Consider the following 21,056-nt stretch of genomic DNA (forward strand, 5'->3'; position numbering starts at 1 on the left):
TCGACAGGCCCCGCCCGCGAGGGCGGGGCCGCCACAGCGCAAGGAGAGACCGGAGCATGCGTATCGGACTGCTCGGAACCGGCCCGTGGGCCGACTTGGCCTACGCCCCCGCGCTCGGCGCGCACCCGGAGCTGGACTTCGCGGGGGTGTGGGGCAGGCGCCCGGAGGCGGCCAAGGCACTCGCCGACCGGCACGGCGGCGTGCCCGTGTACGAGGACGTGGACACCCTGTTCGCCGACGTGGACGCGGTCGCCGTGGCCCTGCCGCCCGCCGTCCAGGCACCGCTGGCGGCGCGTGCCGCCCGGGCGGGATGCCATCTGCTGCTCGACAAGCCCCTGGCGACGGACGTCGAGCAGGGGCGGGCCGTCGTGGAGGCGGTGGCGGAGACCGGGGTGGCCTCGGTCGTCTTCTTCACCGCCCGCTTCCAGGCCGCCGTCGACGCGTGGATCACCGCGCAGGCCGCGGCCGGGGGCTGGTTCACCGGCCGTGCGGAGTGGTTCGGATCGCTGTTCGACGAGGAGAGCGACAGCCCCTTCGCCGACTCGCCGTGGCGGCGCGAGAAGGGCGGCCTGTGGGACGTGGGCCCGCACGCCCTGTCCGTGCTGCTGCCGGTCCTCGGGGACGTGGAGCGGGTCGCGGCCGCCGTGCGCGGGCCCGGGGACACGGTCCATCTGGTGCTGCTGCACGCCGGCGGGGCGTCCAGCACGCTCACGCTCAGCCTCACCGCGCCGCCCGCGGCCTCCGGCGCGACGGTCGAGCTGCGCGGCCGGACCGGGACGAGCGTACTGCCGGAGTCCGACGAGGGTGCCGTGGAGGCGCTCGTGCGGGCGGGGGACGCGCTGCTGGCGGCCGCGCGCGGTGGCCGCCCGCATCCGTGCGACGCGGCCTTCGCGCTGCGGGTGACGGAGTTGCTGGTCGCCGCGGAGGCACGGCTGACCGGCTGACCCACGCGGCGCCCGAGCCCGTGTTCGAGTTTATGTGCGCCTTATACCGGACATCGTCCGGTGGCGGGCACGCCTCCGCCTCGCGCGTCCCGCGAGCGTGAGGAGGGCCCCGTGAGCGCGACGGACGGGAGCGCCGCCGAGAACCTGCGGCGCAGACTGGCGGCCTCGAAGAAGGATCAGGACGCGCGGACGGTCATGCGGCTGCGCCTGGGGGTCGGGATCATCGGTGTCCTGCTGCCCCTGGCGCTGCCGGCCGGCAACTGGATCGCGGCGCGGCTCACCGGTGCCGACGGCGGCGACGCCTGGCCCGGTTCCATGAGCGGCTCGTACTACACCAGCACCCGCGATCTCTTCGTCGGCGGGCTCTGCGCCCTCGGGATCTTCCTGGTCGTCTACCGCTTCAACCGGTTCCACGACGTTCTGGGCACCGTCGCCGGACTCTGCGCCCTCGGCGTCGCCCTCTTCCCCACCGCGCCGGGATCCGGGGGCGACGCGGGGCAGCTGACGGTCTCGGTCCTGCACCAGGTCTTCGCCGTCGCCCTGCTGACGGCGATGGCGGCGTTCTGCCTGTTCATGCACGGGGCGCCGGGCATCAAGGAACGGTCGTACGTCCGGCGTCCCTATCTCGTCGCGGGGGTGCTGATCCTCGTCTTCATGGCGCTCGCGGCCGTCGCGGCGGCCACCGGGGTGGGCGAGGACTGGACGATCACCCCCCTCTACCTGTGCGAGTGGCTCTCCGTCTGGTCCTTCGGCTTCGCCTGGACGGGTGCGGCGCTGTCCCTGGCCGCGGACATCGACCGGCTGCCCCGGACCCGGGCGGCCGTGGGCGCCGTCCTCAGGTGGCTCCGCACGCTCGGCGGCCTCCTGGGCCGGGGCCGGACCCGCTCGCGCCCGGCCGTGTGATGCCGGGGTTTCAGGGACGGGCGCCGGTGAGGAAGCGGTCGAGGGTGGCGGTGAGTTCCGCCGGCTTCTCCACCGGGAGTTCGTGACCGGCGTCCAGGATGCGCACCTCGGCGTCCTGGCACGCGGTGGCCATGCGCAGCATCTGGGAGACCGGGAGCTGGATGTCGTGGTAGCCGTGGACGAGCAGGGTCGGTGTGCTGATCTCGCCGAGCCGGTCGAGGACGTCGAAGGCGCGCATGGCGCCGTACAGGGTCATGACGACCTCGCGCGGGGTGGCCGCCGAGGCACGGATGTACTCCCGGATCTCCTCGCGGGGGTAGCCGGGGGCGAAGGCCCGCTGGATGTTGGCGGCGACGAACAGCTTGAAGGGGACGCGGGTGGAGACGGCCATCAGCAGGCCGCGGCCGCGGCTGTAGGTCATGCGGCCGATGGAGTTGACCAGCACCAGGCGCTCGACCCGCTCCGGGTGGGCGAGGGTGATGGTCTGGGAGATCATGCCGCCCATGGAGTGGCCGACGAGGACGAACCGCTGGACCTCCAGATGGTCGAGGAGGGCGAGCACGTCCTCGGCCAGCTCCGCGATCGTGCGCACCCCCGCGCCACGGCTCTCGCCGTGCCCGCGCAGGTCCAGCCGGATCACGCGCCGCTTCCCGGAGAAGTGCGCGACCTGGTGGTCCCAGCGGTGCCGGTTCGCGGTCCATCCGTGCACGAAGACCAGGGGCACGCCGTCACCGTCGCGGGGACCTTCGTCGTCGTACGTCAGCACGGCGCCGTCGACTTCGAGCTGCGGCATGGGGCCTCCTGCGGTGCGGTCCGATTACTGACCGGTACCGTAGCCGCCTCCCCGGCCCCTCGTCACCGGCGTCGGCCGGGGAATCCGCGGAGCCGCGCGAAGGACACGTCCGCCCGGACCGGCCGCAGGTCCGGACCCACCCGGCGGATGACAGACTGACCGCATGGAAGAACGCGCATTCGGTAGGTCCGGTCAGCACGCGTCCGTCGTCGGTCTCGGCACATGGCAGCTGGGCGCCGACTGGGGAGACGTCGACGACACGGAGGCACTGGCGGTGCTGGAGGCGGCCGCCGAGTCGGGGGTGACCTTCTTCGACACGGCCGACGTCTACGGCGACGGACGCAGCGAGCAGACCATCGCCACGTTCCTGCGCAGCAGGCCCGACCTCCATGTGTTCGTCGCGACGAAGATGGGCCGTCGCGCGGACCAGATCCCCGAGAACTACGTCCTCGACAACTTCCGGGCCTGGAACGACCGTTCCCGCCGCAACCTCGGCGTGGACCGGCTCGACCTGGTCCAGCTGCACTGCCCGCCCACGCCCGTGTACTCCTCCGACGAGGTGTTCGACGCGCTCGACACCCTGGTCGAGGAGGAGCGCGTCGCCGCGTACGGCGTGAGCGTGGAGACCTGCGCGGAGGCGCTGACGGCGATCGCCCGGCCGAACGTGGCGAGCGTGCAGATCATCCTCAACCCGTTCCGGATGAAGCCGCTCCTGGAGGTCCTGCCCGCCGCCGAGAAGGCGGGCGTCGCGATCATCGCGCGCGTTCCGCTGGCGTCGGGGCTGCTGTCCGGCAAGTACACGAAGGACACGGTCTTCGCGGCGAACGACCACCGCACGTACAACCGGCACGGCGAGGCGTTCGACCAGGGCGAGACGTTCTCCGGCGTCGACTACGCCACGGGCGTCGAGGCGGCCGTCGAGTTCGCCGGGCTGACCCCCGACGGTTACACCCCGGCCCAGCTGGCACTGCGCTGGATCGTGCAGCTGCCGGGCGTCACGACCGTTATCCCGGGCGCCCGCACCCCGGACCAGGCCCGCGCCAACGCGGCCGCCGCCGCGCTGCCCGAGCTGTCCGGCGAGACGGTCGCGGCGATCCGCGACCTGTACGACCGGCGCGTCAAGGAGCAGGTGGAGGGCCGCTGGTAGAACGGCCGGGCGGGGCGGAGCGCCGCGCGGGAGGCGGCCGGCGGCCGCTTCCCGCGCGTGGGTCGGCACCCCGCGGCGGGCGCGTCAGATGCGGCCGCCGGTGAGCCGGGTGAGGGGCCCCTGGACCTGGCGTCCGGAGCGGCGTCCGACCGCGTAGGAGGCGGCGGTCAGGGCCGTCAGGCCCGCACCCACACCGGCGGCGACCAGCTTGCGGTGCGCGATGACGGTCATGGCCGTCCTGGCGGTGGCCGCCACCTGGCCGGACGCCTGGACGACCGCCTGGCGGCCCGCCTCGACGCCCTTCGCCGCGCTCTGCACGGCCGCGCTCGTGGTGTCGGCGGCGCGCTTGGTCGCCTCGGCCGCGTGTCCGGCACCGGACTTGACGGACGAGGCGGCGCTCTCGCTCTTGGCCGCGGCCGTCTTCGCGGACTCGGAGGCCGGTGCCGTGGCCTTGGCGGCCGTCCGGCGGGCCTTGGCGGCGGTCGTCCCGGTGGACGCGGAGTTCTCGTTCGGGTCCTTGTTCGATCCAGTCATGGAGACCGCGTTGCCGCTCCGCGCCAAGGCAAACACGCTGTCGACGACCGTGTCGGCCGAGGGCCCGGTGGCACTCCCGCCGTCCGTCCATTCCCCGCGATGACATAAGATCGCCTTATGAGGTCATAGACCCGACCCGAGTACCTGGTAAGGGTTACCTTAGTTTAGGGTTGCCGTCGAGTCGCTTTTCTCCGCTCGAAGGGAACCTGAACATGCCCCGCCCTCTGCGGGTAGCCATTGTCGGAGCCGGACCCGCCGGGATCTACGCCGCCGACGCGCTGCTGAAGTCCGACGTGGCCACCGAGCCCGGCGTGTCCATCGACCTCTACGAGCGGATGCCCGCCCCGTTCGGACTGATCCGTTACGGCGTGGCCCCCGACCACCCCCGCATCAAGGGCATCATCACCGCCCTGCACCAGGTCCTCGACAAGCCGCAGATCCGCCTCTTCGGCAACGTCGACTACCCGGGGGACATCAACCTGGACGATCTGCGCGCGTTCTACGACGCCGTGATCTTCTCCACGGGCGCGACGGCCGACCGCGCGCTCGACATCCCCGGCATCGGCCTCGACGGCTCGTACGGCGCGGCCGACTTCGTCTCCTGGTACGACGGCCACCCGGACGTCCCGCGCACCTGGCCGCTGGAGGCCGAGAAGGTCGCCGTGCTCGGTGTCGGCAACGTCGCGCTCGACGTGGCCCGCATCCTCGCCAAGACGGCCGACGAACTGCTGCCGACCGAGATCCCGGCCAACGTGTACGAGGGTCTGAAGGCCAACAAGGCGCTGGAGGTCCACGTCTTCGGCCGCCGCGGCCCGGCGCAGGCGAAGTTCTCCCCGATGGAGCTGCGGGAGCTGGACCACTCCCCCAACATCGAGGTCATCGTCGACCCCGAGGACATCGACTACGACGAGGGTTCCATCGCGACCCGGCGCGGCAACAAGCAGGCCGACATGGTCGCCAAGACCCTGGAGAACTGGGCGATCCGCGACACCGGCGACCGCCCGCACAAGCTGTTCCTGCACTTCTTCGAGTCGCCCACCGAGATCCTCGGCGAGGACGGCAAGGTCGTCGGCCTGCGCACCGAGCGCACCGCCCTGGACGGCACCGGCAACGTCAAGGGCACCGGCGAGTTCAAGGACTGGGACGTCACCGGCGTGTACCGCGCGGTCGGCTACCTCTCGGACAAGCTGCCCAAGCTCCCCTGGGACGTCGAGTCGGGCACGGTCCCGGACGCGGGCGGCCGGGTCATCGAGGAGACCGGGGCGCACCTGCAGTCGACGTACGTCACCGGCTGGATCCGGCGCGGTCCGGTGGGCCTCATCGGGCACACCAAGGGCGACGCCAACGAGACCGTCTCCAACCTCCTGGACGACTTCGCGAACGGCCGGCTGCACGAGCCGTCCGCGCCTTCCCCGGAGGCCGTGGACGCGTTCCTCGCCGAGCGCAACGTGCGTTTCACGACGTGGCAGGGCTGGTACGAGCTCGACGCCGCCGAGAAGGCGCTCGGTGAACCGCAGGGCCGGGAGCGCGTGAAGATCGTCGAGCGTGAGGACATGCTGCGGGCGAGCGGCGCGTAGGCGCTCCGCTCGGGGCAGGGTGGGGTGGGGGGACTGTGGGCGGTTGTTCGGCTGCGGGTTGTTCGTGGCTGGTCGCGCAGTTCCCCGCGCCCCTTGAGAGGGGCCTGCGGCCCCATCGACGGGTGCGCGGGCCCCTGAGGCATAAGCTCGGGGAATGGCCAAGTACTACGACGTGCACCCCGACAACCCCCAGCCGCGTGCCATCGGGCAGGTGGCCGACAGCATTCGTCAGGGTGGGCTCATCGCGTATCCGACGGACTCCTGCTTCGCGCTGGGGTGCCAGCTGGGCAGCCGTGACGGCATCGAGCGGATCAGGACGATCCGGCAGCTCGACGACCGCCACCACTTCACCCTGGTGTGCGAGAACTTCGCGCAGCTGGGCCAGTTCGTCCACGTCGACAACGACGTGTTCCGCGCCGTGAAGGCGTCGACGCCCGGCAGCTACACCTTCATCCTCCCCGCCACGAGGGAGGTGCCCCGCAAACTGCTCCACCCCAAGAAGAAGACCGTCGGGGTACGCATCCCCGACCACCGTGTGGTCCAGGCACTGCTCGCCGAGCTGGGCGAGCCGCTGGTCTCCAGCACCCTGCTGCTGCCCGACGAGGAGGAGCCGCTGACCCAGGGCTGGGAGATCAAGGAGCGCCTGGACTACCTGGTCGACGCGGTGGTGGACTCCGGGGACTGCGGCACGGAGCCGACGACCGTCATCGACTTCTCCAGCGGCGAGGCGGAGATCATCCGCAAGGGCGCGGGCGACACCTCACGGTTCGAGTGACCCCGGCGGCGGCCCGGCTCAGGTCTGCCGCAGCGGCTCGTACGCCTCGGCGCTCAGCCCGAACGTCCACGCCACCCCCGCGCGGGCCGTGGTCGTGGCGGGCGGCACCCGCAGCCAGTAGGTGCGGCTCGTGCCGTCCGGCTCCGGCGTGGAGTTGACGACCTCGACCATCACCACGTCCTCGTCGCCCGGCAGGGCGATGCGCCACAGCACGCCCGTCTCGTCGCGGTGCACCGGCTGCGCGCCGGACTCCTCCAGATAGCGGTCGTAGCCGTAGAACTCCAGCATCACGCGGCGCAGTTCCGCGTTCTCCTCCGCCCGGATCTCCGCCGGGGTCAGCGAGCCCAGCCGGTCGAGGAAGGCGCCGGGGACGGGCAGCCCGCGCCAGGCGTGCAGGGCGAATCCGTCGGCGTAGGCGAGCGCGGGCCCGTCGCCGCGGTCCAGCCGGCCCGCCTCGTCGCGGTGCAGTTCCACGGGCCGCTCGGTGACGACCGCGACGTTCTCGTACGGCCACCACCAGCCGGCCGTGCGGGCGACCTCGGCCAGTGCGTCGAGGCCCGGGGCGGCGTCGAACGCGGCGAGCCAGGCCGCGTCGTGCTGGCCGAGGACGGCGTCCAGGAGGAGCAGACGGATGCCGGTCTCCTCCGTGCGGTCCGCGGGAGCCAGGGCCTCGACGACGCCGGTGCGGACACGGTCGATCAGCGGACGGGTCGTCTCCCACAGGCCGGCGCCCGTCGCGGTCCAGTGGGCGCTCCAGCCGGCGGGGCCCAGCCGGGTGTGCAGCCGGGCCCGTTCGGCGGCGACGGCTCTGTTGCGCACCGCGTCCCGCACGCTCGCCCCGGTCGCGGGCAGCGCCTCGCCGTCCTCCCTCGGCGCTCCCGACAGCAGGCGTACCGCCTCCAGGGGCGAGCGGGCCCACACGATCCGCCCGGGCTCCCGCAGCCCCGCCCGCCGGTAGGCCAGGCGCACGCCCGCCTCCGCCCGGGCCCGGTCGCCCGCCCCGGTGGCCGCCGCCACCGCCCGCCAACTCGTCCGTTCCGTCACGCCGTTCCTCCTGGATGCCGTGTGTCCGTTCCCGCGGGCCGCCGCACGCCGCGGCCGCCCCTCCCCGTCCGCCGGTTCAGTCGGCGACGATCCGCACCGACCCCGGTACGTACTCCCGTTGCCGTACGACCCGGTACCAGCCCTTGGGCAGGGAGATGGCCGCGTGCTCCTCGTGGACGACGCGGGCGCCCTCCGGCACGTGCAGCAGCATCGGTCCGAACGGGCCCGCCTCGCGGACGAGCCGGCCGGGGCCGACCACGGCGTGGGCGTGCCCGGTGACCTCGCCGAGGGCGAGGACGAGCCGGCCGCGCCGGTCGCGCGGTTCCGAGGCGGCGTCGAGCGCGTCGCCGGGCACGGCGGCCGGCTCCAACGGCGCGATGAGGACGTCTCCTTGCCGGTACATGGGTCTCCCTCCCGTCGGGCACGCGCTGTGCCACGACAGGACCGTAGGGCCCGCCACTGACAATCGATCCGCGCACGCCCGTTCGCCGGGGCGCGGACGGCTGTTCGTCCCCGGGACAGGGGTCCGCCGCACGCGGTGTCAGTCGGTCTTGGTAGAACTCCCCTACCCGGCGGCGCCCTGCGCCGCGGGGGCGAGACGGGCGGACCGGGCACGGGCCCGGCGCCATCCATGGACAGGGAACGAAGGGGCGGGGCGCACATGACCATCGGGAGCCATCTGGAGGAGTTCCACGGCCTGCCGGTCCACCGCTTCCCCACGTCGGTGAAGGGCCCGGAGGGGGCCGGGCACCTGCCCTCCCCCGAGTCGGTGGCCTGGAGCATCGCCGTGGAGTCCTACGACAGCGAGGAGGCGTGGGAGGAGGCGTTCGCCCGGTTCCTGGCCTCCGTCGGCACCGAGAAGGTGCGGGCGCTGGTCGTGGGCGCCTGGAGCGAGGCCTACGAGAGCGGCCCCGAGAGCATCGTCGAGGCCCTGATCGCGGCGAAGGACCGGCTGCCCGCGCTGCGTGCCCTGTTCCTCGGCGACATCGTGGGCGAGGAGTGCGAGATCTCCTGGATCAACCAGGGCGATGTCGGCCCGCTGCTGGACGCCTTTCCCGAGTTGGAGGAGTTCGGTGTGCGCGGCGGCGAGGGACTCGTCTTCCCGGCGCTGCGGCACGAACGGCTGCGCTCGCTGACGGTGGAGACCGGCGGCATGCCCGTGGAAGCCGTCCGGGGCGTCGCGGGCAGTGACCTGCCGGCCCTGGCCGAGCTGGACCTGTGGCTGGGGACGTCCGAGTACGGCGGCGACGCCGAGGTCGCCGACCTCGCGCCGATCCTCGCCGGCACCCGGCTGCCGGCCCTCAAGCACCTGGCCCTGCGCAACAGCGAGATGCAGGACGAGATCTGCGTGGCCCTGGCCTCGGCCCCCGTGGTGGCCCGCCTCGACGTCCTGGACGTGTCCATGGGCGTGCTCACCGACGACGGCGCGACCGCGCTGCTCACGGGCCAGCCGCTGACCCATCTCACCACGCTGGACCTGCACCACAACTACCTGAGCCCGGGGATGCGCGACCGCCTCCGGGACTCCCTGGAGGCCGAGGGCGTCCAGGTCGACGTCGACCCCGATGACGCCGAGTCGGACGAGGAGGAGGACGGCACGGTCTGGCGGTTCGTCGCGGTGAGCGAGTGAGCGAGTGAGCGCGTAGACGGTCACGGTCGAAAAAAGGGGGGCGGCATGTCGGGTGGGAGCGGTGCGGCGGGGACGGGTCCCGGCCCGTACCGGTGGGTGGTCGTCGGGAACGGGGAGAACCGGCGGGTCGGGCTGTTCCGCGCGGCGGCCGAGGCGGCCGGGATCGGTACGCCGCGGGTCGTCGAGTGGCGGGACGTGCTGCGCGACGGCGGCCACGCGTTCGCCGGGGACGAGATCGTACGGCTGGACTCGCCGGGCGAGAACGCCGAGGTGGACCGGCTGCTGCGGGGCGTCGACGATCCCACGCGGGTCGAGGGCTCGGGCCTCTGGTACGACAGGTTCCTGGCCGCGGTGGGGTCGTTGCGGGGCGGGCTGCGGCTGGACGATCCGGCGGATCTGCCGGTGCTGTTCGACAAGCGGCTGTGCCACGCCCGGCTCGACGCGGCGGGCGTCCCGGTGCCCCCGTCGCCCACCTCGGGCGGCGCGTGGCCGGTGCGCGGCTGGGACGACGTGCGGGCGGCGATGCGGGAGCACGGCATGCCGCGTGTCTTCGTGAAGCTCGCCCACGGGTCCTCCGCGTCCGGGGTGCTGGCCGTGGAGTCGTCGGCGGGCGGGCGGATCAGGGCCACCACCTCCGTGGAGGTCGCCGCCGACGGCGGGCCGCGCGCCCCGCTCCGGCTGCACAATTCGCTGCGGGTGCGGCGCTACTCGGACGAGCGGGAGATCGCCGGCATCGTCGACGTGCTCGCGGCCGACGGCCTGCACATCGAGCGCTGGCTGCCGAAGGCGTCCGCGCACGGCAGGTCGGCGGATCTGCGGGTGCTGGTCGTGGCGGGCCGGGCCACGCACGCCGTGGTGCGCACCAGCCGCTTCCCGATGACCAACCTCCATCTGGGCGGGGCGCGGGGCGACCTCACCTCGGTCGTGGAGGCGGCGGGCGACCGCTGGCGGCAGGCCCTCGACATCTGCGAGCGGGCCGCCGCCTGCTTCCCCGGCACGCTGAGCGTCGGCGTGGACCTGCTCCCGGCGATCGGCTGGCGACGGTTCGCCGTGGGCGAGGTCAACGCGTTCGGTGATCTGCTGCCCCGGCTGACCGGCCTGCCCGGCGGCCCGGCGGAGGGCCTGGACACCTACACGGCCCAGCTCGCCGCCGTGCGCGACGCCCCGCCCCCGGGCCCCTCGTCCACGGCCCCCTGGCACCACCCCCACGCGAGGAACGACCATGCACCCTGTTGAATCCGCTGACGCACCCGACATGAACGAGGTCGTGGGCCGCGACGACCTGCTGCTGCTCACCCTGGACACCCTGCGGTACGACGTGGCGGTGGAGCTGGCCGCGGCGGGCCGGCTGCCGAACCTGGCCGGCCGGCTGCCGGGCGGCGCCTGGGAGAAGCGGCACGCACCCGGCAGTTTCACCTACGCCTCGCACCAGGCGATGTTCGCGGGTTTCCTGCCGACCCCGGCGGCCCCGGGCCCGCATCCGCGGCTCTTCGCGAGCCGGTTCGCGGGCAGCGAGACCACCGCGGGAGGCACCTTCGTCTTCGACGCTCCCGACCTGGTGTCGGCACTCGCCGCACGCGGCTACCGCACGGTGTGCGTCGGCGGTGTCGGCTTCTTCAACAAGCAGGGGGCCCTCGGCAGCGTCCTGCCGGACCTGTTCCAGGAGAGCCACTGGGAGCCGGAGTTCTCCGTGGCGTCCCCGACGTCCTTCGAGTCCCAGGTGGCCCGCGCCGAACGAATCGTGACCGAACTGCCCGCCGGACAGCGGCTGTTCCTGTTCCTCAACGTCTCGGCGCTGCACCAGCCGAACTGGTTCCATCTGCCGGGCGCCACCCGGGAGGCGGGCGACAGCCTGGCCACGCACGCGGCGGCCCTGGAGTACGTCGACCGGCACATCGGGCGGCTCTTCGCCGCGATGAGTGCGCGGCGCCGCTGCTTCGCCGTCGTCTGCTCCGACCACGGGACCACCTACGGCGAGGACGGCTACACCGGACACCGGCTCGGCCACGAGGCCGTGTGGACCGTCCCCTACAGCCACTTCTTCCTGGAGCCGTCCGCATGACCGTCACCATGACCCACCTGGACCCCGACACCCCCGCAGCGGTGCGGCCCTATCAGCACTACGTGTACGCCTACCCGCACAAGACGGCGTACCGGAAGCTGTCCGGCGCCCCGCGGCTGGCGGAGCTGTGGGCCGGGGAGTCCCGGCAGGCGCTGTCGCTGTACGCGCACATCCCGTTCTGCGAGGTGCGGTGCGGCTTCTGCAACCTGTTCACCCGCATCGGCGCGCCGGACGGGCTGACCGGCCGCTATCTCGACGCCCTCGAACGGCAGGCGATCGCGGTGCGGGAGGCCCTCGGGGACGAGGAACCGGTACGGTTCGCCAACGCCGCCTTCGGCGGGGGCACACCGACCTATCTGGAGGCCGCCGAGCTGGAGCGGCTGTGCGACATCGCCGAGCGGCACCTGGGCGCGGACCTGCGGGCGATCCCGCTGTCGGTGGAGGCGTCGCCCGCCACGGCGACCGCCGACCGGCTGGCGGTCCTGGCCGAGCGGGGCACCACCCGGCTGAGTCTGGGTGTGCAGAGCTTCGTGGCCGAGGAGGCCCGTGCGGCCGTACGCCCGCAGCGGCGCTCCGACGTGGAGGCCGCGCTCGGCCGGATCCGCGACGCCGGACTGCCCGTCCTCAACATCGACCTGATCTACGGCATCGACGGGCAGACGGCGGCCAGTTGGCGGCTGTCGCTGGACGCGGCCCTCGCCTGGCGGCCGGAGGAGATCTATCTCTATCCGCTGTACGTCCGGCCGTTGACGGGGCTCGGGCGTCACGCGGACCCGGCGGTCGCGGACCGCGAGTGGGACGAGACCCGGCTGCGGCGCTACCGCGAGGGCCGGGACCATCTGCTCGCGCGGGGCTACGAGCAGGTCTCCATGCGGATGTTCCGCCGCGCGGACGCGCCGGCGCAGGGCCCGGACGACCACGCCTGCCAGACCGACGGCATGATCGGCCTGGGCTGCGGCGCCCGGTCGTACACGTCGAGGCTGCACTACTCCTTCGACTACGCGGTCGGCATGAGCCGGATCCGCACGATCATCGACGACTACACCACCACCGAGGACTTCGGCCACGCCGTGCACGGCCGGGAGGTGGACGAGGACGAGGCGCGGCGGCGCCACCTGCTGCAGTCGCTGCTCCAGGCCCGGGGGATGCCGGTGGCGGAGTACCGGAGCCGGTTCGGATCGGACCCGTACGCGGACTTCCCCGCGGAGCTGGAGCTGCTGGCCGGGCGCGGCTGGCTGGCGGAGGCGGGCGAAGGGCTGCTGCGCCTGTCCGCCGAGGGGCTGGCCCACTCGGACGCGATCGGGCCCGGCTTCTTCTCCCCCGCCGTGCGGGCCGCGATGGCCGGGTACGAGCCGAGGTGACGGAGCCCATGGACCTGACGATCCTGTACCGGGGCCCCCTCGCGTCCTGCGACTACGACTGCCCCTACTGCCCGTTCGCCAAGCGCCGCGACTCCCCGGACCGGCTGCGGGCCGACCGCGCGGCCCTGGACCGCTTCACCGGCTGGGCCCGGGAGCAGACCGGGGACCGGCTCTCGGTCCTCTTCACGCCGTGGGGCGAGGGGCTGACGCGCTCCTGGTACCGGGAGGCACTGGTCGGCCTCTCCCACGCGCCGCACATCGACCGGGTGGCGATCCAGACGAACCTCAGCTGCCGCACGGAGTGGCTGGACCGGGCCGACCGGGACACGGTGGCCCTGTGGTGCACCTACCACCCCGGGCAGACCCCGTACGAGCGGTTCCTCGACAAGACGCGGCGGCTGGCCGGGATGGGGATCCGGTTCAGCGTGGGCGTCGTCGGGCTGCCCGAGCATCTGGAGCACGCCCGGCGGCTGCGCGGGGAGCTGCCGCAGGAGGTGTACCTGTGGGTGAACGCCGCCGAGGGGCACACCTACACCGACGAGGAGGCGGCGGTGTGGACCGGGCTCGATCCCCTCTTCCCGTTCAGCCGTCACCCGCACCGCTCGGCGGGGCGCGCCTGCCGTACGGGCTCGACGGTCGTGTCCGTGGACGGCGAGGGGACGGTGCGGCGCTGCCACTTCGTCAAGGCGGAGCTGGGCAACCTCTACGACGGTTCCTTCCGCGCGGCGCTCGCGCCCCGCCCGTGCCCGCTGGCCGTCTGCGACTGCCACATCGGGTACGTCCACCTGGAGACACTGCCCCTGTACGACGTCTTCGCGGGCGGAGTCCTGGAACGCGTACCGACGCCGCGGGCGCGACGGGGAATCGGCGGGCCCGTGGGTTCGTGACCCGGCGGCCACCGCCGGGGCCGGGCCTGGTCCGTCACACCCGCCAGCTGTAGCGGCGCTCCGGCCGCCCGGCCACTCCGTAGCGCAGGGAGACGTCCGCGCTGCCGGTGCCGTGGAAGTACTCCAGGTAGCGGCGGGCGCTGACCCGGGAGATGCCGGTGAGGGTGGCGCACTCGGTGGCGGAGAGGCTGCCGTCGGCGCCGCGCAGGGTGCCTTCGATGAGTTCGGCGGTCTCGACGCTCATGCCCTTGGGCAGCGCGCCGGCCGCCGGGGCGGGCGCGGCGGCTCCGGCGAGGACCCGGTCGACGTCGGCCTGGCCGCGGACGACGGTGGTGAGCAGGCGTCCGCGCTGGGCCGCGTACCGCTGGAGCCGGGAGCGCAGCTCCTCGAACTCGAAGGGCTTGAGGAGGTAGTCGACGACACCGTGACGGACCGCGCCGCGCACGCTGTCGGCCTCCCGGGCGGCGCTGATGACCATGACGTCGCAGTCGTGGCCGGCGGTGCGCAGCCGGGGTATGACGTCGAGGCCGAAGCCGTCGGGCAGGTAGAGGTCGAGCAGGACCAGGTCGGGGCGGAGTTCGTCGACGGCCCGCACCGCCTGTTCTCCGGTGCTGGCGACGCCGACGACGCGGAAGGGCTCGACGCGTTCGACGAAGGCGCGGTGGACCCGGGCCACCATGAAGTCGTCGTCGACGACGAGCACGTCGATGGTGCCGGGCGGGCTGCTCGTGCCGTTCGTGCCGCTCGTGCCGTTCATGGTGACGCTCCTTCCGCCACCGCGTCGGCGAGGTGGCTGACGGTCATGCGGGCGGTGAACATGGCCCCGTCGGGGGTGTTGGTCACCGAGATCTCACCGCCGTGGCGTTCGCAGACCAGGCGGGTGAGGGCCAGGCCGATGCCGCGTCCGCCTTCGCGGGCGGCCTTGGTGGTGAAGCCGTGGGAGAAGACCTCACGGGCGAGTTCGGGGGCCACGCCGGGGCCCGAGTCGCGGACGACGATCTCCACGCTGGAGGCGTCCTGGCGCAGTTCCACCTCGACCCATGCCTCGTGGCCGTCGGGGAGGGTCGTGGTGGCGGCCGCGTCCACGGCGTTATCGACGAGGTTGCCGACGACGGTCGCCACGTCGGCGGCGTCCTCGGGGGCGAGCCGGTCGAGCGCGGTGCTCTCCGAGATGCGCAGGGTGACCCGGCGTTCGGCGGCGAGGGAGGTCTTCGCGGTGAGCAGGGCGGCGACGGCGGTGTCGCGGACGCGGCGGCTGAGGGTGACGTCGAGGGAGTGGCGGTGGCGGCTCAGGGCGCGGATGTAGTGGACGACCTCGTCCTGTTCGCCGATCTGGATGAGTCCGGAGATGGTGTGCAGCTGGTTGGCGAACTCGTGGGCCTGGGCGCGCAGCAGTTCGGCGGAGCTGCGGAAGGAGCCGATCTCCCGTTCGAGCCGGGCCAGCTCGGTGCGGTCCCGGAGCGTGGTGACGGAGCCGAGGTGACGCCCGTCCTTGGTGACGGTCATCCGGTTCATCACCAGCACCCGGCCCCGGCGGACGACCACCTCGTCCCGCCGGTCGGCCGGCGCGTCCTGGGCCGTGGCGGCGTCACCGGCGGCCGTGCCCCGGGCGCCGGCCTCCCCGGGGCGGGTGCCGCCGCCCGCCTCCTGCGCTCCCACCAGGACGTCCCGCAGCCGCCCCTCCACGCCGAGGTCGGCCAGGCTCTTGCCGACGCAGTCCCCGGGCAGGTCGAGCAGGCGCCGGCCCATCTCGTTGACGAGGGTGAGCCGGTGCTGGGGGTCGAGGGCGATCACTCCCTCGGCGATGCCGTAGAGCATGGCCTCGCGGTGTTCGGCGAGGCCGGCGATCTCCTGGGGCTCCAGGCCGAGGGTCTGCCGTTTGACGCGGCGGGCCAGCAGCCAGGAACCGGCGAGGCCGAGGCCGCTGGCGATGCCGAGGTAGGCGAGGAGGTAGGAGGAGGCTCCGCCCAGGCGCTGCCACACGGTCGGGGCGGCCTCGCCGATCATCACCGTGCCCAGCAGCCGGCCCAGGTCGTCGTCGACCGTCGCGCCGAGCACGGGGACCTGGGCGACCAGTTCCCGGCTGCCGTCGAAGGTCAGCGGGCCGGACCAGCCACGGCCCGCCACCGCCGTCTCGTCGGCGGGCATCGTCTCGCCGATCACGGTGGGGTCGGTGGAGCTGACGATCCGGCCGTCGGCGTCGGCGACGGTCACGGACGTGACCCCCGACTGCGTCTGGACGGAGTTCACCAGGGGCGCCAGCACCTCGTGCGCGACGGGCTGGGCGAGCCGGTCGCGGACCAGGGGATTCGCGGCGAGCTGCTCGGCGAAGGCGGTGACCCGGCGTCCCTCGACCCGGTTGAAGGTGGCCGCCGACTGCGTGAGCGAGACCGCCGCGACCGCCAGCAGCACCACCACGACGATGGCGAGCTGGAGCACCAGCATCTCGCCTGCGAGGGTATGGCGACGGAACACCACGACGGACTCTTCTCTCGTGCCGACACGTTGTCAGGCGGCTCGGGCACCGGCCTGTGCGGTGGGTCGCACAATCATGGCGCCCGGTCCCGATCCGGGAAAGAGAGGTGTGCGGGACGTGCTCATACGGTGACAGGCGCCGTGACCACTACGACCACAACCTCCGTTGTGTGCACAACGGAGTCGGTTCCGCTTCCCCTGGGCACGATGTGGTCCAGATCACTCACCCCCTCGACTCCGACCGACAGGTGGTGGCATTCGTGCGGCTGCGCACCCCCCTCGCCCTGCTCGGGGCGGCCGCTCTCGTGCTCGTGGGGCCGCCGCTGCTGACGGCCGGCGGCGGTGGCGACTCCGGCACCCGGATCCCGGGCCTGCGCTTCATGGTGCCGAACACGCCCGGCGGCGGCTACGACATCACGGCCCGGACGGCCGCGAAGAACGCCGAGGACGCCGGGCTCACCCACACCATCGAGGTGTTCAACCTGCCCGGGGCCGGCGGCACGGTCGGGCTGAGCCGGCTGGTGGGCGAGCACGGCAACGGCAGGCTCGCCATGTCGATGGGGCTCGGTGTCGTCGGCGCCGTCCGCTCCAACGACGCGCCGAAGACCCTCGCCGACACCACACCGATCGCCCGCCTCACCGAGGAGCAGGACGTCGTGGTGGTCGCGAAGGACTCGCCGTACAAGACGGTCGACGAGTTGATCGCGGCGTGGAAGGAGGACCCGGGCGAGCTGCCGGTGGGCGGCGGGTCGGCGCCGGGCGGGCCGGACCATCTGGCGCCGATGCTGATGGCGCGGGCGGCGGGGATCTCGCCGAAGGACGTCAACTACGTCCCCTTCGACGGCGGCGGCGAGCTGCTCGCCTCGATCCTCGGCGACAAGGTCGCCTTCGGGGTGTCGGGCGTCGGCGAGTACCTGGACCAGATCAGGGCGGGCGAGCTGCGGCTGCTCGCGGTGACCGGCCCGAAGCGGGTGGCCGGGCTGGACGCGCCCACCCTCCGGGAGGCGGGCTACGACGTGAACTTCACCAACTGGCGCGGCATCGTCGCCCCGCCCGGCCTCACCGACGCCCAGCGCGACAAGCTCACCCGGCTCGTCGAGGAACTGCACGACTCGCCGCAGTGGCGCCAGTCGTTGAAGCGACACGGCTGGGACGACGCGTTCCTGAGCGGCGACGCGTTCGGCGCGTTCCTGGAGGCCCAGGACAAGCGCGTGGTGTCGGTGCTGAAGGAGCTGGGGCTGTGACGGCGGACGCCGACACCACCGGCACTCCCCCTGGTCGGTACATCCTGTTCGACCACCTGCTCGGGGTGCCCCTGCCGGGCGGCCCGCTGATGAGAGTGCTCTGACGTGGACGCCTTCGGCCCCTCCTCGACGGCTTCGGCACGGCCCTGACCCCGGTCAACATCCTGTGGGCGCGATCATCGCCGTGCCGCAGGCCCGGCCGCTGCTGAAACGCCTGCTCCCGGGCGCCCGGGACCGCACGCCCGCCGGTCCGGGGTGAGTTCCGGGGCGGGGTTCAGCCCGCCGCCCCCCGCTCCGCCTCCTCGTGCAGGAACGCGCTGATCTGCCCGGCGATGCCCTCCCGGCCCGTGCCGGCCGACGCATCGAGGAGGTTCTCGTCGATCCCGATGCCGCCGGACCACAGGTACCGCTCGGTCCACTCCTCGTCGACGCGCAGCTGGACCTGGATGTCGAACTGGGTGAGGTGGGCCTCGGGAGCCGCCGCGTACAGGACGGAGGTGGCGCGGCGCAGCGGATACAGGTCGAAGCCCTCGATGAACCGGGAGTTGCGCCAGTCGAGGAAGGCGCTCTCGCCGTCGGGCCCGGTGCGGATGTCGAGCTGGCCGTCCTCCAGGTGCAGGCCGACGTGCTCGGCGCCGCGGTTCTCCACCGTCACCCGGAACCGGAAGTACGCGAGGCCCTCGGCGGCGTCGTCGCGGCCCCGAGGGGGCTCGGCGCACTCCACCTGGTGGACGCGCACGCGCAGGCCGGCCAGGTCACCGTCGTACTCCTGCCAGTCCCCGATCACATTGGGCTCGCGCACCGTCCACCTCTCCACATCGGCGGGACCTCTCCCGCGTTCGCGCGCACCACAGTGCCACACCCGTCGGACGTCCGGGTTCGGGGCATCACCGCCGGTCAGAGGTGATCAAGCCGTGTGCAGCGACGATTGCCGGGAGGGCCTCGCGCGGGCGGCCGCGCACGTGCCGCACATCACGTCCACGGCCCACCGTACGGATGGGCGGCGGCCCGACTTGCCGATTCCCCGCGCGCGGGGCGGGGGCCGTACGCTACGTTCGATCACCGCCGGTTGGCGCACCGCTCGGCGAGGTCGCGTGCAGGGAAGGTTCTGAGCGTCGCATGGGCAACTTCGGTCTTGCTCCACCGACGGGACCGGTCATGACCGGAGGGCTGGCCGATCCGCTGTTCGAGACGGCACACCGTGATCCCGCGCTGCCGCAGATCGCGCGCCGCGACCCCGCCTTCCCGGACACCTGGACCCGGGTGAGCGCGGCGGAGACGCGGGACGAAGTCTCCGATCTGGCCAAGGGGTTGATCGCCTCCGGGATCCGGCCGGGCAACCGGGTCGCCGTGATGGCCCGCACCCGGTACGAGTGGACGCTGCTCGCCGTCGCGTTGTGGGCCGTGGGCGCCGAGATCGTGCCGGTCTGTCCCACGTCGTCGCGCGACCAGATCGAGTGGATCCTGCGGGACGCGGGCTGTGTGGGCGTGGTCGTCGAGGACGAACTGGGCGTGATGACCGTCGGTTCGGTGTGCGCCAAGCTGCCGCTGCTGCGCCACGTCTGGCAGTTGGACACCGATTCCCTGCCGCAGCTCGTCGAGGCCGGCCGGGAGGTGCCGGACGCGACGGTGGACTCGCTGCGCCGCATCGTGATGCCGGACTCCACGGCGGTGATCGCGTACACCTCCGGCACGACCGGCCGCCCGCGGGGCTGCGCGCTCTCCCACCGCAGCCTGGCCAGCCCCTGCGACGTGCTGCTCGCCGGGTGGCGGCAGACGACCGCCGCGCCGGGCGAACAGCCCGCGATCCTGGCGTTCCTGCCGTTCTCGCACGTCTACGGCCTGATGATCCAGGGGATGTGTCTGCGCGGCGGGCTGCTCCTGGCGCACGAACCGGAGCCGACCGAGGAGGCCCTGTCCGCGTCGCTGCGGTCCTTCCGGCCGACCTTCCTCTTCGGTGTGCCCTATCTCTTCGAGAAGATCTACAAGAACTTCCTGCGCAAGGCCCAACAGGCCGGCCGGGGCCCCTTGTTCGAGCGCGCGGTGCGCACCGCCCAGGACTACGCCCTCGCCGCCGAACGGCAGCGGCTGGGCACCGGCGCCGGCCCGGCCATGGACCTGAAGCTGCAACACGCCTTCTACGAGAAGGCGGTGTACCGCAAGCTGCGCGGGGCCCTCGGCGGCCGGGTGCGCGGCGGCTGCTCCGGCGGCTCGCCGCTCAACCGCGACCTCGCGCTCTTCTACGCCGGCATCGGCATCCTCGTCCACGACGGGTACGGCCTCACCGAGACCGCCGGCGGCATCACCGCCCAGCCGGTGGGCCGGGAGAAGTTCGGCACCGTGGGCCGTCCGCTGCCGGGGACGGAGATCCGGGTGGCCCGGGACGGGGAGATCCTCGTCAACGGCCCCTCGGTGTTCCAGGGTTACGTCAACGACGAGGCGGGCACGCGGGCCGCGCTGCAGGACGGCTGGCTGGCCACCGGGGACATCGGACGGCTGGACAACGAGGGGTATCTGTCGATCACCGGCCGCAAGAAGGAGATCATCATCACCAGCGGGGGCAAGGGCGTGGCCCCGGCGCCGCTGGAGGAGCAGCTGCGGATGCATCCGCTGATCCACCAGGCGGTGGTCGTGGGCGACGACCGGCCGTGCGTGGGCGCCCTGCTCACGCTGGATCCGGAGTTCCTCGCGCACTGGCGGGGGTCGCTGTCCGCGCCGGGCGAGCTGCTGGGCCGGGAGGCGCGGGAGGAGAACGCGCTGCGGCAGGAGGTGCTGCGGGCGATCGCGGCGGCCAACAGCACGGTGTCGCGCGCGGAGTCGATCCGTGTCTACCGGATCCTGCCCGAGCCCTTCGACCTCGCCAACGGCCTGCTCACCCCGTCGATGAAGCTGCGCCGGGACGCGATCGTACGGCGGTACGAGGCGGAGATCGAGGCGATGTACGCGACCTCGGCGCGGGCGCTGCGCCGCGGCGTGCCGGAGGAGCCCGGGGGCTGGGACGACTCGGACTCCGACGACGTCTTCCGCCGCTCCCGGCACTGACCGCACCGGGGTACCGGCCTCGCCGCCGCGAACGACCGGACAGAACCGACAGACCGACTGGGGGACGATCCATGGCACGTATGGGCCCGAGAAAGCTGCTGACCACGGTCACGGCGCTGGGCGGCGGAGCCTTTCTGCTCGGAGCGGCGCTGCTCCGGCTGGAGACGCAACTGAACGGGGTGGCCGGGCAGTTCGAGGTCACCCGGTGCCAGGTGTCCGAGTCGGACGGCGACGACGACTGGTCGTGCGAGGGGTCCTTCCGGGCCGACGACGGCTCCTTCCGCGTTCCGAGGGTCGAGGTCGACACCACGTTCGCGAGCAGGCCCACCGGGCCCGTGCCCGCCTACGTCGACGACGCGTCGTCGGCCACGGCCGTCGTGCGGGACAACGGCGTCTGGCTGTACCCGGGCGCCACCGGGCTGCTGTGCCTGGCCGTGGGCGGCTGGAACGTCCGCTCCGCGCTCAAACGGCCCCAGCAGGAGCCGAGCCGGGAGCCGACGGCCCCCACGCCCTCCTGACCACGGATCGGGCGGCTGTTGACGAAACGGTCCTCCGGATGCGGAGATGCTCCGGGCGGCAGCGGGAAACCGCTTCCCCGCGAGCACCCCGCACCACCGCGAGACGAAGGCTGAGGACCA

General features: G+C 73.2%; 20 protein-coding genes. 13 read left to right on the forward strand and 7 right to left on the reverse strand.

Annotation, left to right across the window (positions count from 1 at the left end; all coding sequences use genetic code 11):
- Window positions 1-56: 56 nt before the first annotated feature.
- Complete coding sequence (locus PYR72_RS08885; protein WP_275454786.1) at window positions 57-944, forward strand: Gfo/Idh/MocA family oxidoreductase; 888 nt, start codon at window positions 57-59, stop codon at window positions 942-944.
- A gap of 111 nt (window positions 945-1,055) precedes the next feature.
- Window positions 1,056-1,847, forward strand: a complete 792-nt coding sequence (locus PYR72_RS08890) for a hypothetical protein (protein WP_275454787.1) — start codon at window positions 1,056-1,058, stop codon at window positions 1,845-1,847.
- Window positions 1,848-1,857: 10 nt separating this feature from the next.
- On the opposite strand, the gene PYR72_RS08895 is transcribed toward PYR72_RS08890, so the two are convergent.
- Window positions 1,858-2,640: an alpha/beta fold hydrolase gene (locus tag PYR72_RS08895; protein WP_275454788.1), complete on the reverse strand. Its 783-nt coding sequence runs from the start codon at window positions 2,638-2,640 to the stop codon at window positions 1,858-1,860.
- Between the two features lie 163 nt (window positions 2,641-2,803).
- Here PYR72_RS08895 and PYR72_RS08900 point away from each other — a divergent pair, with 163 nt between their 5' ends.
- Window positions 2,804-3,787, forward strand: a complete 984-nt coding sequence (locus PYR72_RS08900; protein WP_275454789.1) for an aldo/keto reductase — start codon at window positions 2,804-2,806, stop codon at window positions 3,785-3,787.
- A gap of 84 nt (window positions 3,788-3,871) precedes the next feature.
- Here the strand turns inward: PYR72_RS08900 and PYR72_RS08905 are convergent, their stop codons facing one another.
- Window positions 3,872-4,357, reverse strand: a complete 486-nt coding sequence (locus tag PYR72_RS08905; protein WP_275454790.1) for a hypothetical protein — start codon at window positions 4,355-4,357, stop codon at window positions 3,872-3,874.
- A 176-nt stretch (window positions 4,358-4,533) separates the two neighbouring features.
- On the opposite strand from PYR72_RS08905, the gene PYR72_RS08910 reads away from it, so the two are divergent.
- Both PYR72_RS08910 and PYR72_RS08915 read left to right on the forward strand, forming a co-directional pair.
- Entirely contained in the window at window positions 4,534-5,898 is a 1,365-nt protein-coding gene (locus PYR72_RS08910) for an FAD-dependent oxidoreductase (RefSeq protein ID WP_275454791.1), read from the forward strand.
- Between the two features lie 154 nt (window positions 5,899-6,052).
- On the forward strand, window positions 6,053-6,673 hold the full coding sequence (locus PYR72_RS08915) for an L-threonylcarbamoyladenylate synthase (protein WP_012998703.1): 621 nt from the start codon (window positions 6,053-6,055) through the stop codon (window positions 6,671-6,673).
- A gap of 18 nt (window positions 6,674-6,691) precedes the next feature.
- Here the strand turns inward: PYR72_RS08915 and PYR72_RS08920 are convergent, their stop codons facing one another.
- Together PYR72_RS08920 and PYR72_RS08925 are read right to left on the reverse strand one after the other, a co-directional pair.
- Window positions 6,692-7,717, reverse strand: coding sequence for a DUF6745 domain-containing protein (locus tag PYR72_RS08920; RefSeq protein WP_275454792.1), 1,026 nt, complete (start codon window positions 7,715-7,717; stop codon window positions 6,692-6,694).
- Window positions 7,718-7,793: 76 nt separating this feature from the next.
- Window positions 7,794-8,120 carry a hypothetical protein gene (locus PYR72_RS08925; protein ID WP_275454793.1) on the reverse strand — a complete coding sequence of 109 codons (327 nt, stop codon included), beginning with the start codon at window positions 8,118-8,120 and terminating at the stop codon, window positions 7,794-7,796.
- Window positions 8,121-8,378: 258 nt separating this feature from the next.
- On the opposite strand from PYR72_RS08925, the gene PYR72_RS08930 reads away from it, so the two are divergent.
- The 5 genes from PYR72_RS08930 to PYR72_RS08950 are packed head-to-tail and all read left to right on the forward strand — an operon-like array spanning window position 8,379 to window position 13,657.
- Window positions 8,379-9,347 (forward strand): STM4015 family protein, encoded by a 969-nt coding sequence (locus tag PYR72_RS08930; RefSeq protein ID WP_275454794.1) that lies wholly within the window; start codon window positions 8,379-8,381, stop codon window positions 9,345-9,347.
- 45 nt (window positions 9,348-9,392) lie between these two features.
- On the forward strand, window positions 9,393-10,583 hold the full coding sequence (locus PYR72_RS08935) for an STM4014 family protein (RefSeq protein WP_275454795.1): 1,191 nt from the start codon (window positions 9,393-9,395) through the stop codon (window positions 10,581-10,583).
- Window positions 10,584-10,602: 19 nt separating this feature from the next.
- Window positions 10,603-11,409: an STM4013/SEN3800 family hydrolase gene (locus PYR72_RS08940; RefSeq protein WP_275454796.1), complete on the forward strand. Its 807-nt coding sequence runs from the start codon at window positions 10,603-10,605 to the stop codon at window positions 11,407-11,409.
- A complete protein-coding gene (locus tag PYR72_RS08945; protein ID WP_275454797.1) occupies window positions 11,406-12,770 on the forward strand; it encodes an STM4012 family radical SAM protein in 1,365 nt (454 codons plus the stop codon). The genes PYR72_RS08940 and PYR72_RS08945 overlap by 4 nt, the downstream gene beginning before the upstream one ends.
- An 8-nt stretch (window positions 12,771-12,778) precedes the next feature.
- Window positions 12,779-13,657, forward strand: coding sequence for an STM4011 family radical SAM protein (locus PYR72_RS08950; protein ID WP_275454798.1), 879 nt, complete (start codon window positions 12,779-12,781; stop codon window positions 13,655-13,657).
- Between the two features lie 34 nt (window positions 13,658-13,691).
- On the opposite strand, the gene PYR72_RS08955 is transcribed toward PYR72_RS08950, so the two are convergent.
- A complete protein-coding gene (locus PYR72_RS08955) occupies window positions 13,692-14,414 on the reverse strand; it encodes a response regulator (RefSeq protein WP_275454799.1) in 723 nt (240 codons plus the stop codon).
- Window positions 14,411-16,102: an ATP-binding protein gene (locus PYR72_RS08960; RefSeq protein ID WP_275454800.1), complete on the reverse strand. Its 1,692-nt coding sequence runs from the start codon at window positions 16,100-16,102 to the stop codon at window positions 14,411-14,413. The genes PYR72_RS08955 and PYR72_RS08960 overlap by 4 nt, the downstream gene beginning before the upstream one ends.
- A gap of 290 nt (window positions 16,103-16,392) precedes the next feature.
- Here PYR72_RS08960 and PYR72_RS08965 point away from each other — a divergent pair, with 290 nt between their 5' ends.
- Entirely contained in the window at window positions 16,393-17,376 is a 984-nt protein-coding gene (locus PYR72_RS08965; RefSeq protein WP_275460368.1) for a tripartite tricarboxylate transporter substrate binding protein, read from the forward strand.
- Between the two features lie 274 nt (window positions 17,377-17,650).
- Here PYR72_RS08965 and PYR72_RS08970 read toward each other — a convergent pair whose 3' ends face one another.
- Window positions 17,651-18,178, reverse strand: a complete 528-nt coding sequence (locus PYR72_RS08970; protein ID WP_275454801.1) for a hypothetical protein — start codon at window positions 18,176-18,178, stop codon at window positions 17,651-17,653.
- Between the two features lie 317 nt (window positions 18,179-18,495).
- Here PYR72_RS08970 and PYR72_RS08975 point away from each other — a divergent pair, with 317 nt between their 5' ends.
- Window positions 18,496-20,418 (forward strand): AMP-dependent synthetase/ligase, encoded by a 1,923-nt coding sequence (locus PYR72_RS08975; RefSeq protein ID WP_275454802.1) that lies wholly within the window; start codon window positions 18,496-18,498, stop codon window positions 20,416-20,418.
- A 71-nt stretch (window positions 20,419-20,489) separates the two neighbouring features.
- Window positions 20,490-20,936 (forward strand): DUF3592 domain-containing protein, encoded by a 447-nt coding sequence (locus tag PYR72_RS08980; protein WP_275454803.1) that lies wholly within the window; start codon window positions 20,490-20,492, stop codon window positions 20,934-20,936.
- The last annotated feature ends 120 nt before the right edge of the window (window positions 20,937-21,056 follow it).

Origin of the sequence: Streptomyces sp. VNUA24 (assembly GCF_029167005.1) — a bacterium.
Lineage (GTDB): Bacteria > Actinomycetota > Actinomycetes > Streptomycetales > Streptomycetaceae > Streptomyces > Streptomyces scabiei.

Excerpts from the sequence above, each read along its gene's own strand:
- PYR72_RS08975 (WP_275454802.1), top strand. The coding sequence starts at position 18,496 with ATGGGCAACTTCGGTCTTGCTCCACCGACGGGACCGGTCATGACCGGA.
- PYR72_RS08895 (WP_275454788.1), bottom strand. The coding sequence starts at position 2,640 with ATGCCGCAGCTCGAAGTCGACGGCGCCGTGCTGACGTACGACGACGAA.
- PYR72_RS08915 (WP_012998703.1), top strand. The coding sequence starts at position 6,053 with ATGGCCAAGTACTACGACGTGCACCCCGACAACCCCCAGCCGCGTGCC.
- PYR72_RS08935 (WP_275454795.1), top strand. The coding sequence starts at position 9,393 with ATGTCGGGTGGGAGCGGTGCGGCGGGGACGGGTCCCGGCCCGTACCGG.
- PYR72_RS08950 (WP_275454798.1), top strand. The coding sequence starts at position 12,779 with ATGGACCTGACGATCCTGTACCGGGGCCCCCTCGCGTCCTGCGACTAC.
- PYR72_RS08945 (WP_275454797.1), top strand. The coding sequence starts at position 11,406 with ATGACCGTCACCATGACCCACCTGGACCCCGACACCCCCGCAGCGGTG.
- PYR72_RS08980 (WP_275454803.1), top strand. The coding sequence starts at position 20,490 with ATGGCACGTATGGGCCCGAGAAAGCTGCTGACCACGGTCACGGCGCTG.
- PYR72_RS08885 (WP_275454786.1), top strand. The coding sequence starts at position 57 with ATGCGTATCGGACTGCTCGGAACCGGCCCGTGGGCCGACTTGGCCTAC.
- PYR72_RS08960 (WP_275454800.1), bottom strand. The coding sequence starts at position 16,102 with ATGCTGGTGCTCCAGCTCGCCATCGTCGTGGTGGTGCTGCTGGCGGTC.
- PYR72_RS08900 (WP_275454789.1), top strand. The coding sequence starts at position 2,804 with ATGGAAGAACGCGCATTCGGTAGGTCCGGTCAGCACGCGTCCGTCGTC.
- PYR72_RS08930 (WP_275454794.1), top strand. The coding sequence starts at position 8,379 with ATGACCATCGGGAGCCATCTGGAGGAGTTCCACGGCCTGCCGGTCCAC.
- PYR72_RS08940 (WP_275454796.1), top strand. The coding sequence starts at position 10,603 with ATGAACGAGGTCGTGGGCCGCGACGACCTGCTGCTGCTCACCCTGGAC.
- PYR72_RS08925 (WP_275454793.1), bottom strand. The coding sequence starts at position 8,120 with ATGTACCGGCAAGGAGACGTCCTCATCGCGCCGTTGGAGCCGGCCGCC.
- PYR72_RS08910 (WP_275454791.1), top strand. The coding sequence starts at position 4,534 with ATGCCCCGCCCTCTGCGGGTAGCCATTGTCGGAGCCGGACCCGCCGGG.
- PYR72_RS08955 (WP_275454799.1), bottom strand. The coding sequence starts at position 14,414 with ATGAACGGCACGAGCGGCACGAACGGCACGAGCAGCCCGCCCGGCACC.